This window comes from Caballeronia sp. ATUFL_F1_KS39 (assembly GCF_023630985.1).
In the GTDB taxonomy this organism is placed as follows: Bacteria; Pseudomonadota; Gammaproteobacteria; order Burkholderiales; family Burkholderiaceae; genus Caballeronia; species Caballeronia zhejiangensis.
The window spans coordinates 108,146-122,941 of the sequence record NZ_JALQDZ010000016.1 but is presented as its reverse complement, the minus strand read 5'-3'; the positions used below and the strand labels follow the sequence as shown (position 1 = coordinate 122,941).

At 62.7% G+C, this 14,796-nt stretch carries 18 protein-coding genes; 11 read left to right on the top strand and 7 right to left on the bottom strand.

The annotated features are described in order from the left end of the window. Positions 1-219: electron transfer flavoprotein subunit alpha/FixB family protein (locus tag NCR93_RS10105; protein ID WP_250507420.1), on the top strand; the 219-nt coding region annotated here is incomplete at its 5' end. 104 nt (positions 220-323) lie between these two features. Continuing rightward, the gene (locus NCR93_RS10100; RefSeq protein ID WP_034472693.1) at positions 324-2,114 is read left to right on the top strand and encodes an acyl-CoA dehydrogenase; all 1,791 of its coding nucleotides are present in this window, start codon (positions 324-326) and stop codon (positions 2,112-2,114) included. 59 nt (positions 2,115-2,173) lie between these two features. Here NCR93_RS10100 and NCR93_RS10095 read toward each other — a convergent pair whose 3' ends face one another. Next, positions 2,174-3,466, bottom strand: a complete 1,293-nt coding sequence (locus tag NCR93_RS10095; protein WP_034472691.1) for a D-amino acid dehydrogenase — start codon at positions 3,464-3,466, stop codon at positions 2,174-2,176. Between the two features lie 132 nt (positions 3,467-3,598). Between NCR93_RS10095 and NCR93_RS10090 the strand changes: the two genes are divergently transcribed. Together NCR93_RS10090 and NCR93_RS10085 are read left to right on the top strand one after the other, a co-directional pair. Next, positions 3,599-4,087 carry an Lrp/AsnC ligand binding domain-containing protein gene (locus tag NCR93_RS10090; protein ID WP_008342349.1) on the top strand — a complete coding sequence of 163 codons (489 nt, stop codon included), beginning with the start codon at positions 3,599-3,601 and terminating at the stop codon, positions 4,085-4,087. Between the two features lie 68 nt (positions 4,088-4,155). Next, positions 4,156-5,283: a PA0069 family radical SAM protein gene (locus NCR93_RS10085; RefSeq protein WP_034472689.1), complete on the top strand. Its 1,128-nt coding sequence runs from the start codon at positions 4,156-4,158 to the stop codon at positions 5,281-5,283. 4 nt (positions 5,284-5,287) lie between these two features. Here NCR93_RS10085 and NCR93_RS10080 read toward each other — a convergent pair whose 3' ends face one another. Beyond that, complete coding sequence (locus tag NCR93_RS10080) at positions 5,288-5,791, bottom strand: TM2 domain-containing protein (RefSeq protein WP_034472686.1); 504 nt, start codon at positions 5,789-5,791, stop codon at positions 5,288-5,290. 240 nt (positions 5,792-6,031) lie between these two features. On the opposite strand from NCR93_RS10080, the gene rpsP reads away from it, so the two are divergent. The 6 genes from rpsP (at position 6,032) to NCR93_RS10050 (ending at position 10,263) form a co-directional block, all read left to right on the top strand. Further along, positions 6,032-6,286, top strand: coding sequence for a 30S ribosomal protein S16 (gene rpsP, locus NCR93_RS10075; protein WP_008342343.1), 255 nt, complete (start codon positions 6,032-6,034; stop codon positions 6,284-6,286). Between the two features lie 54 nt (positions 6,287-6,340). Then, positions 6,341-7,087, top strand: coding sequence for a ribosome maturation factor RimM (gene rimM, locus NCR93_RS10070; protein WP_034472683.1), 747 nt, complete (start codon positions 6,341-6,343; stop codon positions 7,085-7,087). 25 nt (positions 7,088-7,112) lie between these two features. Next, entirely contained in the window at positions 7,113-7,883 is a 771-nt protein-coding gene (gene trmD / locus NCR93_RS10065) for a tRNA (guanosine(37)-N1)-methyltransferase TrmD (protein ID WP_008342340.1), read from the top strand. 129 nt (positions 7,884-8,012) lie between these two features. After that, positions 8,013-8,402, top strand: coding sequence for a 50S ribosomal protein L19 (gene rplS / locus NCR93_RS10060; protein ID WP_008342338.1), 390 nt, complete (start codon positions 8,013-8,015; stop codon positions 8,400-8,402). A 143-nt stretch (positions 8,403-8,545) separates the two neighbouring features. Continuing rightward, positions 8,546-9,205, top strand: coding sequence for a CoA pyrophosphatase (locus NCR93_RS10055; protein ID WP_034472679.1), 660 nt, complete (start codon positions 8,546-8,548; stop codon positions 9,203-9,205). Positions 9,206-9,324: 119 nt separating this feature from the next. Next, entirely contained in the window at positions 9,325-10,263 is a 939-nt protein-coding gene (locus NCR93_RS10050; RefSeq protein WP_008342334.1) for a CobD/CbiB family protein, read from the top strand. On the opposite strand, the gene NCR93_RS10045 is transcribed toward NCR93_RS10050, so the two are convergent. From NCR93_RS10045 to NCR93_RS10035, 3 genes are read right to left on the bottom strand one after another with little or no spacing between them, the layout of a single operon-like run. After that, the gene (locus NCR93_RS10045) at positions 10,264-10,587 is read right to left on the bottom strand and encodes a putative signal transducing protein (RefSeq protein ID WP_034472677.1); all 324 of its coding nucleotides are present in this window, start codon (positions 10,585-10,587) and stop codon (positions 10,264-10,266) included. It lies immediately after the preceding gene. Next, positions 10,584-11,510, bottom strand: a complete 927-nt coding sequence (rsgA, locus tag NCR93_RS10040) for a ribosome small subunit-dependent GTPase A (RefSeq protein WP_034472675.1) — start codon at positions 11,508-11,510, stop codon at positions 10,584-10,586. The genes NCR93_RS10045 and rsgA overlap by 4 nt, the downstream gene beginning before the upstream one ends. Continuing rightward, positions 11,507-12,775 carry a M48 family metallopeptidase gene (locus NCR93_RS10035; RefSeq protein WP_008342330.1) on the bottom strand — a complete coding sequence of 423 codons (1,269 nt, stop codon included), beginning with the start codon at positions 12,773-12,775 and terminating at the stop codon, positions 11,507-11,509. Before NCR93_RS10035 ends, rsgA begins: the two co-directional genes overlap by 4 nt. 103 nt (positions 12,776-12,878) lie before the next feature. Here NCR93_RS10035 and orn point away from each other — a divergent pair, with 103 nt between their 5' ends. Next, positions 12,879-13,487: an oligoribonuclease gene (gene orn / locus NCR93_RS10030; RefSeq protein WP_033537098.1), complete on the top strand. Its 609-nt coding sequence runs from the start codon at positions 12,879-12,881 to the stop codon at positions 13,485-13,487. Here orn and mog read toward each other — a convergent pair. Together mog and yjgA are read right to left on the bottom strand one after the other, a co-directional pair. Next, a complete protein-coding gene (gene mog / locus NCR93_RS10025) occupies positions 13,484-14,092 on the bottom strand; it encodes a molybdopterin adenylyltransferase (protein ID WP_250532207.1) in 609 nt (202 codons plus the stop codon). The genes orn and mog overlap by 4 nt on opposite strands. Beyond that, positions 14,079-14,684 carry a ribosome biogenesis factor YjgA gene (yjgA, locus tag NCR93_RS10020; RefSeq protein ID WP_034472813.1) on the bottom strand — a complete coding sequence of 202 codons (606 nt, stop codon included), beginning with the start codon at positions 14,682-14,684 and terminating at the stop codon, positions 14,079-14,081. The genes mog and yjgA overlap by 14 nt, the downstream gene beginning before the upstream one ends. Positions 14,685-14,796: the final 112 nt, after the last annotated feature.

Sequence of the window (14,796 nt, the reverse complement as noted above, 5' to 3'; positions counted from 1 at the left end):
GACTTTCAGGTGGGTCAAACCGGCAAGATCGTCGCGCCGCAACTGTACGTTGCAGTCGGCATCTCGGGCGCGATTCAACACTTGGCCGGCATGAAAGACTCGAAGGTCATCGTCGCGATCAACAAAGACCCCGAAGCGCCGATCTTCAGCGTCGCCGATTACGGTCTCGTCGGCGATCTGTTCTCGGTCGTGCCGGAACTGGTGAAAGAGCTCGGCTAACCGCGCCATGTGAGTCGAACACTCACCACAAAAATAAGAAAGGGCGCGACGAACGTTGCGCCCTTTTTTTGTACCCGAAAATTGAAACAGGAGGAGACAGGACGATGAGCTATCGCGCACCCGTCAAGGACATGTTGTTCGTAGTGAAGGAGCTGGCGGATATCGACCGCATCGCCGCGCTGCCCGGTCACGAAGACGCGGGCTTCGATACGGCGCAGGCCGTCGTCGAAGAAGCCGCGCGCTTTTGCGGCGAAGTAATCGCGCCGCTGAACGTCGAAGGCGATCGCAATCCGAGCGCCTGGGCGAACGGCGACGTCACGACGACGCCCGGCTTCAAGAACGCGTTCCGCCAGTTCGCGGAAGGCGGCTGGCAAGGCGTCGTGCATCCGGCGGACTTCGGCGGACAGGGCTTGCCGAAGCTCATCGCGACGCCGTGCATCGAAGCGCTCAACTCGGCGAATCTCTCTTTCGCGCTGTGCCCGCTGCTCACCGACGGTGCAATCGAGGCGCTCCTCACCGCCGGCAGCGACGAGCAGAAGGCGCGCTATCTGCCGAAGTTCATCGGCGGCGAATGGACCGGCACGATGAACCTCACCGAGCCGCAGGCGGGTTCCGATCTCGCGCTCGTGCGCACGCGGGCCGAGCCGCAGGGCGATGGCACGTACAAGGTCTTCGGCACGAAAATCTTCATCACGTACGGCGAACACGACATGGCGAAGAACATCGTCCATCTCGTGCTCGCGCGCACGCCCGATGCGCCCGAGGGCGTGAAAGGCATCTCGCTCTTTCTCGTGCCGAAGTTCCTCGTCAATGACGACGGCTCGCTCGGCGAGCGCAACGACGTGCATTGCGTGTCGATCGAGCACAAGCTCGGCATCAAGGCGAGCCCGACGGCCGTGCTGCAATACGGCGATCACGGCGGGGCGACCGGGTATCTGATCGGCGAGGCGAATCGCGGCCTCGAATACATGTTCATCATGATGAACGCGGCGCGTTTTGCGGTCGGCATGCAGGGTGTCGCGATCGCCGAGCGCGCGTATCAACAGGCGGTCGCGTACGCGAAGGAGCGCGTGCAGAGCCGTCCCGTCGATGGCAGCGCGAAGGAGCCGGTGACGATCATCCATCACCCCGACGTGCGCCGCATGCTCTCGACGATGCGCGCCTACACCGAAGGCGCCCGCGCGCTCGCCTACGTCGCAGCGTCGCACAGCGATCTCGCGCACGGCCATCCGGACGATGACGCGAGGAAGAGTCATCAGGCGATCTACGAATATCTCGTGCCGATCGTGAAGGGCTTTTCCACGGAAATGTCCGTCGATGTCGCGAGTATCGGCGTGCAGGTGCATGGCGGCATGGGCTACATCGAGGAGACGGGCGCGGCGCAGCATTATCGCGATGCGCGCATTCTGCCGATCTACGAAGGCACGACGGCGATTCAGGCGAACGACCTCGTCGGCCGCAAGACCGTGCGCGATGGTGGCCGTGCGGCGCAAGCGCTGCTCGCGCAGATCGATCAGACGATCGCCGCGCTCGCCGAAGTGGATGGCAAGCCGTTCAAGTCGATGCATCGGCATTTGAGCGCGGGAAGTCTGTCGCTGGCGCGCGCGATCGAGTTCATCGTCGCGAAGTTCAAGAGCGACCCGAACGCGGTGTTCGCGGGCAGCGTGCCGTATCTGCGGCTTGCGGGCATCGTGTTGTCCGGATGGCAGATGGCGCGCGCGATGCTCGTCTCGCAGGTGAAGCGCGCGGAAGACGAGCGCTTTCATTCCGCGAAGATCGCGACAGCCGAGTTTTTCGCGGAGCACATTCTGTCGCTGGCTCCTGGGATCGAGGCGTCCATCGTCAGCGCGAACGGCGGGGAAGGGGTGCTCGCACTCAGCGAAGATCAGTTCTAGAAACGACAAAGCGCCTTCATCGAAGGCGCCTTTGCTTTGCTTTGATGCGACAACGCGAATTACGCGTTCGCGTATCCCGGACGCGTCTTCACGCCGACGTCGCCGAAATAGCGATGCACCGAAAGGTCGTCCGCGCGGATCGCGGGCTGCTTGCCGGACATGAGATCGGCGAGCAATTGGCCGGAGCCGCACGACATCGTCCAGCCGAGCGTGCCGTGGCCCGTGTTCAGGAACAGGTTCGGCACCGGCGTGCGGCCGACGATCGGCGTGCCGTCAGGCGTCATCGGGCGCAGGCCGGTCCAGAACGTGGCGTTCGTGGTGTCGCCGCCGCCCGGGAAGAGGTCGTTCACGCACATTTCGAGCGTTTCGCGACGCGCCGCTTTCAGCTTCTTGTCGTATCCGACAATTTCCGCCATGCCGCCCACGCGGATGCGGTCGTCGAAACGCGTGATCGCGATCTTGTACGTTTCGTCGAGCACGGTCGACACAGGCGCGCGGTTCGCATCGACGATCGGCGCGGTAATCGAATAGCCCTTCAGCGGATAGACCGGAATCTTGACGAGATCGCCGAGCAGTTTCGGCGAATACGAGCCGAGCGCGACGACGTACGAATCCGCCGTCACCAGTTCCTTGCCGCACTGCACGCCGGCGATGCGGCCATTCGCGACGGCGAGCGCGTCGATCGACGTGTTGTAGCGGAACTTGACGCCGAGCGCTTCGGCCATTGCGGCGAGCCGCGTGGTGAACATCTGGCAGTCGCCGGTTTCATCGTTCGGCAGACGCAGACCGCCCGTCAGCTTGTGCGACACGGCGGCGAGCGCGGGTTCGGCCTTCTTGAGTTCGTCGGCGGTGAGCAGCTCGAACGGCACGTTCGCGTCTTTCAGCACGGCGATGTCCTTGCCCGCGCCATCGAATTGCTGCTGCGTACGGAACAGTTGCAGCGTGCCCCCCGTGCGGCCTTCATAGGAAATGCCCGTGTCCGCGCGCAGCGCCTGCAGGCAGTCGCGGCTGTATTCGGCGAGGCGGACCATGCGGCCCTTGTTCACCGTGTAGCGATCTTGCGTGCAGTTACGCAGCATTTGCCACATCCATTGCAACTGATTCATCGTGCCGTCGAGGCGGATCGCGAGCGGCGCGTGCTTTTCGAACATCCACTTCACGGCTTTGAGCGGCACGCCCGGCGCGGCCCACGGCGATGCATAACCGGGAGAGATCTGTCCGGCGTTCGCGAAACTCGTTTCGAGCGCGGGCCCGGCTTCGCGATCGATGACCGTGACTTCGTGGCCGGCGCGAGCAAGGTAATACGCGCTCGTCACGCCGACGACGCCGCTTCCGAGAATAACGATTCGCATGTGATCTCCAATTCGATTTCGCTGGACAGCCGGCCAAACCTGCGACACGCTGTCCGTCTAGTGTTATCGCCTATAGTATTGAGATCAAAGCAGTTTTAGTTATTGTATTTGGTCGATTTTTAGGAAAAAGAAATGCGAACGCAGCGAAATCCGGTCCGCACGCTCGACAAGCTCGACCACAAGATCTTGAACATCCTTCAGGAGGACGGCCGCATCGCGATGAAGGATCTGGCGGAGCGCGTCGGATTGTCCGTGACGCCGTGTATCGAGCGCGTGAAACGCATGGAGCGCGACGGCGTCATCGTCGGCTATTACGCGCGCGTGAATCCGACTGAACTCGGCGCGGCGCTGCTCGTGTTCGTCGAGATCACGCTGGATCACAAAAGCGGCAACATGTTCGAGCAGTTCCGGCGCGAAGTGCAGAAGATTCCCGAAGTGCTCGAGTGTCATCTCGTGTCGGGCGATTTCGACTATCTGATCAAGGCGCGGATCGGCGAAATGGCGGACTATCGCAAGCTGCTCGGCGACATCCTGTTGCAACTGCCGGGCGCGGTTCAGTCGAAGAGCTATGTGGTGATGGAGGAGATCAAGGAGACGCTGAAGATTCTCGTCGAGACGTGATTTTTCGCTTGCGACGAAACGTCGATACTGTATATTTGTACAGTATCAATCGTTGGATTTTGTCGCAAATGTCATCGCCGGATCGTGAATATCCCGTCGCGCCGCCCGCTCCGTTGAAGGGGCGCGGCGCGGTCACGAACATCCAGGGCCGCTACGAGAAGGACGAGCGCGAGCGCGTCGACGACGGCTGGCTGAACGCCGCGGATGCCGAGGACGAGAGCGCGCCGCCGCTGCGCACGCAGGTGTTCGAAGAGCGCGCCAAAACCATCCTCACGCGCAACAGTTCGCCCGACATTCCGTTCTCCGTATCGCTCAATCCCTATCGCGGATGCGAACACGGCTGCATCTACTGTTTCGCTCGTCCGACGCACAGCTATCTCGGACTGTCGCCCGGCCTCGATTTCGAAAGCCGCATTTACGCGAAGATCAACGCGCCCGAATTGCTCGAACGCGAACTGGCGAAGCCGAACTACGAGCCCGAGCCGATCGCGCTCGGCGTCAACACCGACGCGTATCAGCCGGTCGAACGGGATCTGCAACTCACGCGGCGCGTCATTCAGATGCTGCACGACTGCGGCCATCCGTTCGCGGCGATCACGAAGAGCTCCCTGATCGAGCGCGACATAGACCTGCTCGCGCCGATGGCCGAACGCGGCCAGATGATGGCGGCGATCACAGTCACCACGCTCGATGCCGATATCGCGCGCACGCTCGAACCGCGCGCGGCCACACCTTCGCGGCGTCTGCGCACGATTCGCACGCTCGCGGAGGCGGGCATCCCAGTGGGCGTGAGCATCGCGCCGGTCATTCCGTTCGTGACCGAGCCGGACTTGGAGCGCGTGCTGGAAGCGTGCGCAGAGGCGGGCGCGACGACCGCGAGCTATATCGTGCTGCGTCTGCCATGGGAAGTCGCGCCGCTCTTCAAGGATTGGCTCGCCGCGCATTTTCCCGACCGCGCGGACCGCGTGATGAGCCGCGTGCGCGATATGCGCGGCGGCAAGGATTACGACTCGGATTTCTCGAAGCGCATGAAAGGCGAGGGCCTTTGGGCCGACATGCTGAAACAGCGCTTTCAGAAGGCGACGAAACGTCTTGGGCTTAATGCAAGACAGCGCGGGATTCTCGATATGTCCGAGTTTCAGCGACCGGCGAAACGGCCGCCGCCGCCGGCGAGCCCGCAGCTCGATTTGTTCTGACGTTCTATTGCGACAAAGTCTTCGCGGCTTCGACCTGGCCTTCGAAATAAGTCTGGAACGTGAGCGCGAGACCGGTCATCAGCAGAAATGCGCCGATCAGCAGCGAAAAGATCACGACGAAGATCACGGTCCAACCGGAGCGGCTTTCGCGTCCCGTGTGCGCGTTGAACTGCGCGTCCCACTTGGCGTCCGGGCGCAGGCCGTAGACGAGCGCGGAGAGGAAAGCCGCAAGCAGCGAGATTGACCCGGGAAACGCCAGCGCCCAGCCGAGAATCGACGTGCGCTCCGTTTCGGCGAGCAGCAGATAGCCGAACGCACCCATTACGATACCGACGATATGCGCCCAGCCGTACTTGTCGCGCATTCCATAGAGGTAGAAGCGATGCAGTCCGATATAGCCGAACAGGAACGCCAGCGCGGCGGTCAGCGTTTTCGAGCGGAAGTATGGCGGAACCTGCTTGCCGGCCGGCTTGGAGCCGGATTGCGTGGCGACGGACGAGGAAGTCATCAGCGAAAGCGGTGGTGGATTGAGGCGGACGCCGGTCTGACATTTTACGCCTTCCGCTGAGCACGCCGCCCATGGCACGTTGCCGCATCGGCGTGATTTCCGGTATCTGGCAACGCGCCGAATTCTTGCCGAACTTGGCGTCACATGCAAAAAATGCGTTAAGTGTTTGTTAGGGCGTCGGAATCCGGCTATAATCGCCTGTTCTCGTTGTTCCGAACCCCGGTTTTCAAGGATTTCAGCATGGTCATCATCCGCTTGGCTCGTGGCGGCTCGAAGAAGCGCCCGTTCTACAACATCGTCGCAACCGACTCGCGTAGCCGCCGTGACGGCCGCTTCATCGAGCGCGTGGGTTTCTACAACCCGGTCGCGACCAAGGGCGAATCGCTGCGCATCGCGCAAGATCGCCTGACGTACTGGCAAGGCGTTGGCGCGCAACTGTCGCCGACCGTCGAGCGTCTGGTCAAGCAAGCTCAGCAAGCCCAGCCGGCTGCTTGAGTTCGCTGAGCCGACGCTGTAGTAAACGCTCGAAACCTGCCCAAAGGTTCGCCGATGTCCGCGCGCGATTCTGAATCCGGCCGCGCATCGGAAAACATCGGCCGAACGAAGCCGGGGCAAGATGAAAGTTCCGCCACGTTTGGCGCGTTCGTCCGCAAGCCGGGCGCGCGCCGCGTGGCGGGCGACGTTTCGGGTAGCAACAAAGGCAGCGATAAAGGCAGCATTCAGCCGGAAGCCGCAATCGAGCGGGTCGAGGCTTTGCCCGAAGACGCCGTCGAAGTCGGTTTTATCGCCGATGCGTACGGTCTGAAGGGTTGGGTCAAGATCGTTCCGCACGCGAACGGCAAGCAGGGCGGCGACGCGCTGCTGAGCGCCAAACGCTGGTGGCTCGTCAAAGGCCGCGATCGCAAGTCCGCGCGCTGCCTGCAGTCGAAAGTGCACGCCGATACCATCGTCGCGCGTCTGGCCGGCTGCGATGACCGCGATGCGGCGCTCGCGCTGAAGGGCCATACGGTGAATATCGCGCGTGGCGATTTCCCGAAGCTCGACAGCGACGACGAATTCTACTGGGTCGATCTGATCGGCCTCGATGTCGAAAATGAAGCTGGCGTTGCGCTTGGTCGCGTCGCCGATCTGATCGACAACGGCGCGCATTCCATTCTGCGGATCGAGTATCCGGATACGAACAAGGACGGCGCGCCCGTCACCGGCGAGCGGCTCATTCCGTTCGTCGGCGTATATGTGAAGACGGTGGACCGGGCGGCGAAGCGTATCGTCGTCGACTGGGACGCCGATTATTGAACATCGGCACGTTACGGAGAGAGCGATGCAGTTCGATGTCGTGACGCTCTTTCCCGAAATGTTTCGCGCGCTGACCGACTGGGGCATCACCAGCCGGGCGGTGAAGCAGGAGCGGTTCGGTCTGCGCACGTGGAATCCGCGCGATTTCACCACGGACAACTACCGCACCGTCGACGATCGCCCTTACGGCGGCGGCCCCGGCATGGTCATGCTGGCGCGCCCGCTGGAAGACGCGATCCACGCGGCGAAGGCTGCGCAGCGCGAGCAGGGCATCACGTCGACGCGCGTCGTGATGATGTCGCCGCAAGGTGCGAAGCTGGATCACGATCGCGTGATGCGATTCGCGCAGGAACCCGGTCTCGTATTGCTGTGCGGCCGTTACGAAGCGATCGATCAGCGCCTGATCGACCGTGAAGTGGACGAAGAAGTGAGCCTCGGCGACTTCGTGCTGTCCGGCGGAGAACTCCCCGCCATGGCGCTGATGGACGCCGTAGTGCGTCAGTTGCCGGGTGTGCTGAACGACGCGCAATCGGCGGTGCAGGACAGTTTCGTCGATGTGCTGCTCGATTGCCCGCACTACACGCGTCCGGAAGAGTACGACGGCGTGCGCGTTCCCGATGTGCTGCTCGGCGGCCATCACAAGGAAATCGACGCCTGGCGCAGGCGCGAAGCATTGCGCAACACATTCAACAAGCGGCCCGATCTGATCGAGCGGGCGCGTCGCAGCAAGATGTTGAGCCGTGCTGATGAGGCGTGGCTCGCAGAACTCGCGAAGGAAGCGTCGAAGCCCGCATAGGTTTCGAGCGGACGAGCGGGAAAATGGGGGCGTCGAGTGGTATCGGCGCCTGAAGCAAACCCATCCTCTACCGGGGCCTGACTCAATACAAGGCACACAACTCCGGCAAGATGGCACAAGGAGTCAGTAATGAATCTGATTGAGCAACTCGAGAAGGAAGAGATCGCACGCGTTCTGGGCGAGAAGAGCATCCCCGACTTCGCGCCGGGCGATACCGTCGTCGTCAACGTGAACGTGGTCGAAGGCACGCGCAAGCGTGTTCAGGCTTACGAAGGCGTCGTCATCGCGAAGCGTAACCGTGGCCTGAACTCGAACTTCATCGTCCGCAAGATCTCGTCGGGCGAAGGCGTCGAGCGTACGTTCCAGACCTACTCGCCGCTGCTCGCGAGCATCGTCGTGAAGCGTCGTGGCGATGTCCGCCGTGCGAAGCTCTACTACCTGCGCGAGCGTTCGGGCAAGTCGGCTCGAATCAAGGAAAAGCTGGTGTTCAAGGACAAGTCTGCTGCTTCCGCAGAGTAAGTCCCTCGCCAGAAGCAGTACGGAAAAAGCACCCCTCGGGTGCTTTTTTCTTTGGTGTGTTCAAATTGAGGCTTCCACAGAACCGTTCTCGACCCGTGTCCACCGGAAAGACTTCGACTCCCCGCATCCTCGAACCCGAAACGATGCCCGTCCTCTCGACGGGCGAGACACTCCCGCCCGTTCCGCCCGTGCGCCTCACGCCTGAAGGCTTGCGCGCGCGTTTCGCGATGGATCTCGACTGGGCGCAGGAAGAGCGCGAGCAGCGCATCAAGGCGATCGGCGGCGATCCGCGCGTGGCGTCCGTGCTGGTGCCGCTCGTCGTGCGCGAGGGCGGCTTGACCGTGCTGCTGACGCAGCGCGCCGATCATCTGTCGGATCACGCGGGGCAGATCAGTTTTCCGGGCGGCCGACGCGAGCCCGAAGACGCCGATGCCGCCGCCACCGCGCTTCGCGAAGCCTACGAAGAGGTGGGGTTGGGCGCGGAGCATTGCGAGGTCATCGGCGCGATGCCCGAGTATCTGACGGGTACGGGTTTCAAGGTGACGCCGGTCGTCGCGCTCGTGAATCCGCCATTCACATTGAAGGCCGATACACGCGAAGTCGCCGATATCTTCGAAGTGCCGCTCGCGTGGCTCATGAATCCCGCGAATCATGAAGTGCGGGTCTTTCGCTGGGAAGGCGGCGAGCGTCGTTTTTTTGCCATGCCATACAGCCCCGGCGACGGGAAGGCTCCTTATTTCATCTGGGGCGCAACGGCTGGCATGTTGCGCAATTTTTATCGCTTCCTCGTGGCTCGCGCGTGACGGCGCGGAAAGTCCGCGCCCTTGTTGCGCGTTGCGCAAATACTTAGCGCATTAAAGGCGTCGGGCGCTGTGCTATCGTTACGCGAAACTCGAACTATCCGACCGTTTCGGCGCTTCGCATGACTTTTTTCTCCGTATTGCTGGCTCTCGTCATTGAGCAGATGCGCGCGTTATCGCCGCACAATCCGATTTCGGCGTTGCTTCAATATCATGCGGAATCCACCGCGCACGGTTTCGATGCCGGCAAGGAGAAGCATGGCATCGTCGCGTGGCTCGTGGTCGTGCTGCCGTGGACGCTCTTCGTCGGGCTCGTCTATTACGTGCTCTATCGGATCAACTTCGTTCTGGCGTTCTTCTGGAACGTGGTGATCGTCTATTTCACGCTCGGTTTCCGGCAGTTCAGCCACTATTTCACCGATATCCACCTCGCGCTCAACAACGACGACGTTCCGCGCGCGCGGGAAGTCCTGGCCGAGTGGACCGGCATCGATACGGTCGACATGCCCGTCAGCGAAATCGTCCGGCATACGCTGGTTCATGCGGTCGTGGCATCGCACCGGCACGTGTTCGGCGTGTTCTTCTGGTTTCTGATTCCGATCGGCCCGGCGGGCGCGGTGCTCTATCGCATCGCCGAATACCTCGCGCGCGCGTGGTCGAAGCCGAATCCCGAGCGCACCGCGGAGTTCTCGTCGTTCGCGCAACGCGCGTTCTTCATCATCGATTGGGTGCCCGCGCGTCTGACGTCGCTCGGTTTCGCGATCGTCGGCAATTTCGAGGACGCCATTTACGCGTGGCGCAATCACGCGCGCCAATGGCCGGACGCAAACGAAGGCGTGTTGCTGGCAGCGGGCAGCGGTGCGCTGGGCGCGCGTCTCGCGGGGCCGCTCGCCGAGCCGCTTTCGGTCGAAGCGCTTGCCGTCGGCGATGCCAGTCCGTTGCCCGTCGGCGACGACTGCACGCCGCGCACGCTGCAATCGGCTGTCGGCCTCGTATGGCGGGCAGTCATTTTGTGGATGTTGCTGCTGCTGATGCTGACGATCGCCGTGTGGCTGGCGTAATCAATCGTCGAGCGGATCGCGCGCCGTCTGGCAATTCCAGCAGACGGTGAACTGCGGCTCCAGCCACTCGCCGCAATGCTTGCACTTCCAGGGCCGGGCGTTCGCGTCCGGCCCTTTTCTCGCGCGCTCCAGAAGGCGCAAGGCCAGCGCTTCGTCGCGATCGTCGACGATCCAGATTTCCGGCGCGCACTGATCGGCCGGAATCTCCCCCATCGCGCCATTCAAATAACGGTTGTGCAACTCGCACGGCACGCCCGCGGCCGACAGCACGTTCACCCAATGCTGCGCCGTGATGAGATCGGGAGCGCGCGTGAGCCGCTTCATCGAACGATCTGGCTGGCTTCGTGCACGAGTTGCGCGTAGAGCGCGTGACGTTCGGGGCGAATTTTTCCCGCTTCGACGGCTTCGAGCACCGCGCATCCCGGCTCGTGCAGATGATGGCAGTTGTAGAAGCGGCAATGTCCGAGATAAGGCCGGAAATCGGCGAAGGCGCGCTCGAGCTGGCCTTCCGACAGATGATGCAGGCCGAATTCCTGAAAGCCCGGCGAATCGATCAGCGAGCCGCCGCCTGGCAGATCGTAGAGACGCGTGAATGTGGTCGTATGACGGCCGCTGTTGAGCGCGGACGAAATCTCGCGTGTGGCGGCGTCGGCATCGGGGACGAGCAGGTTCACGAGCGTCGATTTGCCCATGCCGGATTGACCGAGCAGGATCGTCGAGCGGTCTTTGAGGCGTGCGTCGAGTTGCGGATGAACGTCGCCGGGCGCCATCTTCGCCGAGAGCTCGATCACCGTGTAGCCGAGTTCGCGATACGGCGCGAGACGTTCGCGCGCGAGCGGCAACGCGCTTTCGACATCGATCTTGTTCAATACGATCAGCGATTCCAGACCGTGCGCCTCGGCCGCGATCAGCGCGCGTCCGAGCAGGTCTTCGCTGAAATGCGGCTCGGTGGCGAGCACGATCAGAAGTTGATCGAGATTCGCCGCGAAGAGCTTCGACTTGAACTGATCCGAGCGATAGAGCAGATTGCGCCGTTCGCCGATCTCGACGATCACGCCCTGATCCGCCGACGACTGCTCGTAGAACACGCGATCGCCTACGGCCACCTCGCTTTTCTTGCCGCGCGGAAAGCACTGGAGCATCGCGCCGCCGTCTTCGGGCGTGACGAGATAGTGCCGCCCGTGCGCGGCGATCACCGTGCCTTCGAGCCGTGCCGCCGCACCTGACCGCTTGAACCCGCGCGTCATGCGGCGTGCTGCATCAGGCGGTCGATGCGCTGCGAGGCGGGCGGATGCGAGTAGTAGAACGCGGTGTAGATCGGATCGGGCGTGAGCGTCGACGCGTTGTCTTCATACAGCTTCACGAGCGCGTTCACGAGATCCTTCGGATCGGTCTGGCTGGCGGCGAAAGCATCGGCTTCGAACTCGTTCTTGCGCGACGTCAGGCTGCCGAGCGGCGTGATGAAGAACATGAACACGGGCAGCACGAGCATGAAGAGCACGAGCGCGAGCCCGTTATTGCTGCCGACGAGCGACGGCCGCACGCCGAGACCTTCGTAGAACCACGTCGTCTGAATGAGCCAGCCGAGCAGCGCGAGCATCGCGAGGCTGATGCCGAACATGACGACCATCAGCTTCAGAACGTGACGGCGCTTGAAATGGCCGAGTTCGTGCGCGAGCACCGCTTCGATTTCGTTGCCGGAAAGCCGCGCGAGCAGCGTGTCGAAGAACACGATGCGCTTTGCCGCGCCGAAGCCGGTGAAATACGCGTTGCCGTGCGCCGAGCGGCGGCTGCCGTCCATCACGAACAGGCCTTTCGCGGCGAAGCCCGTGCGCGACATCAGATTCGTGATGCGTGCGACGAGTGCTTCATCCTTCAGCGGTTCGAACTTGTTGAAGAGCGGCGCGATGAAGGTCGGATAGATGATCATCGCGAGCAGCTGGAAAGCCACCCAGACCATCCACGTCCACAGCCACCAGAAGGTCCCAGCGCGATCCATGAGCCAGAGCGTGAGCAGCAAGAGCGGCGCGCCGATCACGATGGCGAGCACCGTGCCCTTGACGAGATCGACGAAGAAGAGCTTCTTCGACATGCGATTGAAGCCGAACTTTTCCTCGATCACGAAATGGCGGATGTAGTCGAACGGCAGATCGATGACGCTCGTGATCGCCACCACCGACGCCACCAGCGCGATCTGTCCGAGATAGCCGCGGCCGAGCCAGTCCGAAATGGCGAGATCGAGCGCCTGGACGCCGCCGAGCAGCGTCAGCGCGACGAGCACGACCGCGCTCGTGACGACTTCGATCATGGTGAGGCGCGTGCGCTCGACGGTGTAATCCGCGGCGCGCTGATGCGCCGTGAGCGGGATCGTGCCGCTGAATTGCGCGGGCACGCCGTTGCGATGCGCGGCGACGTAGCGGATCTGGCGCGATGCGAGCCACAGCTTGGTCGAAACCATCGCGACGAGGGCGACGACGAAGATCGTCGAGAAGGCGAGAGTGAGGTTGGTCATCCGGGAATTCCGATTGAACTATGCGAGAATTATAGGTTCTAGGCCGTGCCGGCGCGCTCAGAAACTGTGCGGCATGGCTTTCCCATCTTTCAGGCCGCTTTTCATGACCGACATCTCCACCACGCCCGAATCAGAAGAAAACGCGCTCGCGCGCAGCGACATGAACCTCGTGTGGCTCGACATGGAGATGACCGGCCTCGATCCGGACAACGATCGCATCATCGAGATCGCGGTGGTCGTCACGAATTCGACGCTCGACAAGATGGTCGAAGGCCCGGTCCTCGCGATTCATCAGACGGAAGAAGCGCTCGGCCGCATGGACGAGTGGAATCGCAACACGCACGGCCGCTCGGGGCTGACGGAGCGCGTGAAGGCGTCGACGGTCGATGAAGCCGAAGCCACGCGCCAGATCCGCGATTTTCTCGGGGCTTACGTGCCGCCCGGCAAATCGCCGATGTGCGGCAACTCGATCTGCCAGGACCGCCGCTTCATGGCGCGCTGGATGCCCGAACTGGAGACGTTCTTCCACTATCGCAATCTCGACGTCAGCACGTTGAAGGAACTGTGCCGCCGCTGGCAGCCGGCGATTTACAAGGGCTTTCAGAAGCGTGCGATGCACACGGCGCTCGCCGATATCCACGAGTCGATCGACGAGCTCAAGTACTACCGCCAGCATTTCCTGATTCCGTCGGCGAGCGCAGCCGCGTCCTAATTCTTCGGCGGGCGGATCGCGCTCTTCGGACGAAACGCGGCGACCACTTCCGGCCGCGTTTCGATATACGGCCCGCCGATCAGATCGATGCAATACGGCACGGCCGCGAAAATGCCCGGCACTTTCGTTCTGCCGTCTGCGTCTTTCAGACCTTCGAGCGTTTCGCGGATCGACTTCGGCTGGCCCGGCAGATTGATGATGAGCGCAGCGTGGTCTTCCGTTTCGCGAATCACCGCGACTTGCCGCGAGAGAATGGCCGTCGGCACGAAATTCAGGCTGATCTGGCGCATCTGCTCGCCGAAGCCGGGCATCGGCTTGGTGGCGACGGCGAGCGTCGCCTCGGGCGTCACGTCGCGGCGGGACGGGCCGGTGCCGCCTGTCGTCAGCACCAGATCGCAGCGGTCCGTATCGACGAGCTCGACGAGCGTCGCGGAAATGGTCGCGGCGTCGTCGTGAATCAGCCGCGTCTCGGCTCGAAACGGCGTCGAGAGCGCCGCGCCGAGCCACTCGACGAGCGACGGCAAGCCCTTGTCCTCGTAGACGCCGGAAGACGCGCGATCGCTGATCGACACCAGTCCGACTATCAGTTCGTCACGCGTCGTCATCGCGATCGTCCTCGTCGTCTTCGACATCGTCGTCTTGCGCGCCCGACGCGTTCTTGATCCACTGGAAGAGTTCGCGGTAATAGCGCGGCGGCTTTTGCTGCTCGCGCTCCTTGCGCGCGTTGCGGATCAGCGTGCGGCCTTCCTGCGGATCGACGCCCGGATGCGTGCGGATGAATTCGGTGAGCGCGGCGTCATCGGCGAGCAATTGTTCGCGCGTGCGCTCGATCCAGTGCATGCGCGCGGTTTCGGCCTTGTTCACGCCGCGATGGGTGTCGAGCGCGGTGCGCAGCGCGGCGACTTCGTCTTCGGTCAGCGAGCGCATGACCTTGCCGACGTACTGCAACTGACGGCGCTTGCCTTCGTGATCGGTGATGCGGCGTGCCTCGCGCACGGCGTCGCCGAGATCCTCGGGCATCGGCATGCGTTTGAGCGCATCCTTGGGCAGCGCGATGAGCGCTTCCCCCAGCTCCTGCAGCGCGTGCATTTCGCGCTTGAGCTGGGATTTGCTCGGACGGTCGTAGCCGTTTTCGTCGGCCTCGCGATCGTCGTCGCGGCCGGAATCGATCGGTTGAATGCGGGTTTTACGGTTCATCCCGACATTGTAGCTTGCGCCCGCATCGCTTTTGCCGGGTCGCGGCCGGCGCTGCGACAAACCTTGGCGGGTGAATGCACGCCGTCCTTGCTATGATCGCGTGATACGCCGG